The 1,706-nt window shown below is 60.0% G+C and carries 3 protein-coding genes and 1 pseudogene; all 4 read right to left on the reverse strand.

Annotation, left to right across the window (positions count from 1 at the left end; translation table 11 throughout):
• Window positions 1-444 precede the first annotated feature (444 nt).
• The gene (locus ACWGS9_RS34710; protein ID WP_454509423.1) at window positions 445-756 is read right to left on the reverse strand and encodes a type II toxin-antitoxin system RelE/ParE family toxin; all 312 of its coding nucleotides are present in this window, start codon (window positions 754-756) and stop codon (window positions 445-447) included.
• A gap of 3 nt (window positions 757-759) precedes the next feature.
• Window positions 760-1,026, reverse strand: coding sequence for a type II toxin-antitoxin system ParD family antitoxin (locus ACWGS9_RS34715; protein WP_454509424.1), 267 nt, complete (start codon window positions 1,024-1,026; stop codon window positions 760-762).
• A gap of 273 nt (window positions 1,027-1,299) precedes the next feature.
• Window positions 1,300-1,458 (reverse strand): annotated as a pseudogene (locus tag ACWGS9_RS34720) (IS110 family transposase); the annotation flags it as partial.
• A gap of 86 nt (window positions 1,459-1,544) precedes the next feature.
• Window positions 1,545-1,706 (reverse strand): OmpA family protein (locus tag ACWGS9_RS34725; RefSeq protein ID WP_454509254.1); only part of this gene is annotated, 162 nt, incomplete at its 5' end.

Below are 1,706 nucleotides of genomic sequence, written 5' to 3' on the forward strand. Positions count from 1 at the left end.
CAGGACTCTGCCGCCCACGTTTCTCTTTCTTCAATATTCAATTGTCAAAGAACAGACATCACTTCACGCAATGTCGTCGCCCCTTCGCTTTTCGCTGCAGGGCCGTCCGAGTGTCGCTCACGCGGCTCTCTTGAATCTCACAGAGGGCAGATTTAGAAGCAAACTTCTTCGTCGCCAGCGGCGCACCGCCCTCGTTCGTGGGGCGTATATAGTCGCCACCCGATCAAACTGTCAACAGCCAAGATCGCTCTTTTTTCGATTTCTCGTCGAGATATCCGCGGCGGTAAAAATGCTGAGTTGGCTTGGTAGAATTTTGGTCGGCGTTCCGTTGCCAGCCATTCCGGCAACGCTCGCCACAACGGCTCGCCGAGCGGGATGCGTTCAACCCGAAATCGCCTGCAGCGCTTAGCCGGATATCGACCGCCGCCCCCGTTTGAGCCTGGTTTAGAGCCGTTCTTCGAGCAATTCAGGCGTGACGTTCCGGCCTGCGTAGAAGATGTCCAGGATCAGGACACGCTCGCCATCGACAGCAAAAGCGATGCTGACCGCGCGACGATAACCGATGATCCGCAGCCCCGGCATGATCTCCACCCGCTCGGTGCCACGCTGTGGAAATGTCGACAAGCCCAGACAATGATCGCGGATGCCTGCAACAAAATCCCAGGCAACCGCCGGCGACCCGCGCTCGGCTATCTCGTCATAGAGTTGTTCGAGCTCAGCTTCCGCGCTCGCGTGGAAGACAATCCGGTATTCCATCCCCTACCTGGCTTTCGCCTGCCGCGCGCGATGACGGACCTCCAGCCGGGAAAACACCGTTTCGGCGGGAATTCCCTTTGCCGGATCCTGCTGAAGCTCGGTCATGCGCGACGGGATTTCCTCACGCAGCCACCTCTCCCGCTCCGCCTCGAAATCCTCGAGCATGCGCAGGCCGGCGCGGACAACCTCGCTGGCATTGTTGTAACGGCCTGATTCGAGTTGCCTCTTGATGAAGCGCTCATAGTGCTCGTTCAAAGCGTAGTTGGGCATGGGAACCTCCTGAGGAAAATATGAGACCCAGCGTCGGATATAGCAATAGATGGCAAGGATTAGCAATTTTGGTTGATTTGGCCTCACCACCTCCCTTTGCGATTCGGTGTGAGGGACTCAGCCCCCACCCGAATCGGGAGCGAATGTCGATCAAGACGCGGGCGCCCGATCGAGGATCGCTGCGCGGGCCGACAGCATGGCTGCCACCAGTTCCTCGGTCAGCCCGTCGTCGGCGACTGCGTCTCGCGCCGCTCATCGATGCGCCTCCAGAAGCTAGCGGTCCTTGCCATGCGCGCGCTGCGCGGCCGAGCCAGCGCCGAATCGCCGACGTAAAATGTGCCGTCGCTCCAGATCGCGTGCATGATCACCGCCAACTTTGCGGGCCACCGCGAAACAGGCCACGCGATGACAGGAGCGTTTGGCGATCTCCTGGCGGACCAGCAGCACGAATGTAGACGTAGGCGACCGGTCAGACCTATCGGTCTGCCGCCGCTTCCCGTGGCTTTCCGAGTTTGGCGTTAGCGGTCAGTGCGGACAAGTTCAACCCGGCGATTGACTGCCCGGCCTTCCAGCGTGTCATTGCCGCTCTTCGGGTTCTTCTCACCCTGGCCATCAGTGTCAAGCCGCGCCGCGGCGATGCCGAACTTGACAAGTTCAGCCTTGATGGATGCGGCTCGCTG

The sequence above is a fragment of the Mesorhizobium sp. Arg314 genome, assembly GCF_053714275.1.

What these genes read in the sequence shown, in the direction of transcription:
- ACWGS9_RS34715 (WP_454509424.1), bottom strand. Translation starts at nt 1,026, where the DNA reads ATGCCCAACTACGCTTTGAACGAGCACTATGAGCGCTTCATCAAGAGG.
- ACWGS9_RS34710 (WP_454509423.1), bottom strand. Translation starts at nt 756, where the DNA reads ATGGAATACCGGATTGTCTTCCACGCGAGCGCGGAAGCTGAGCTCGAA.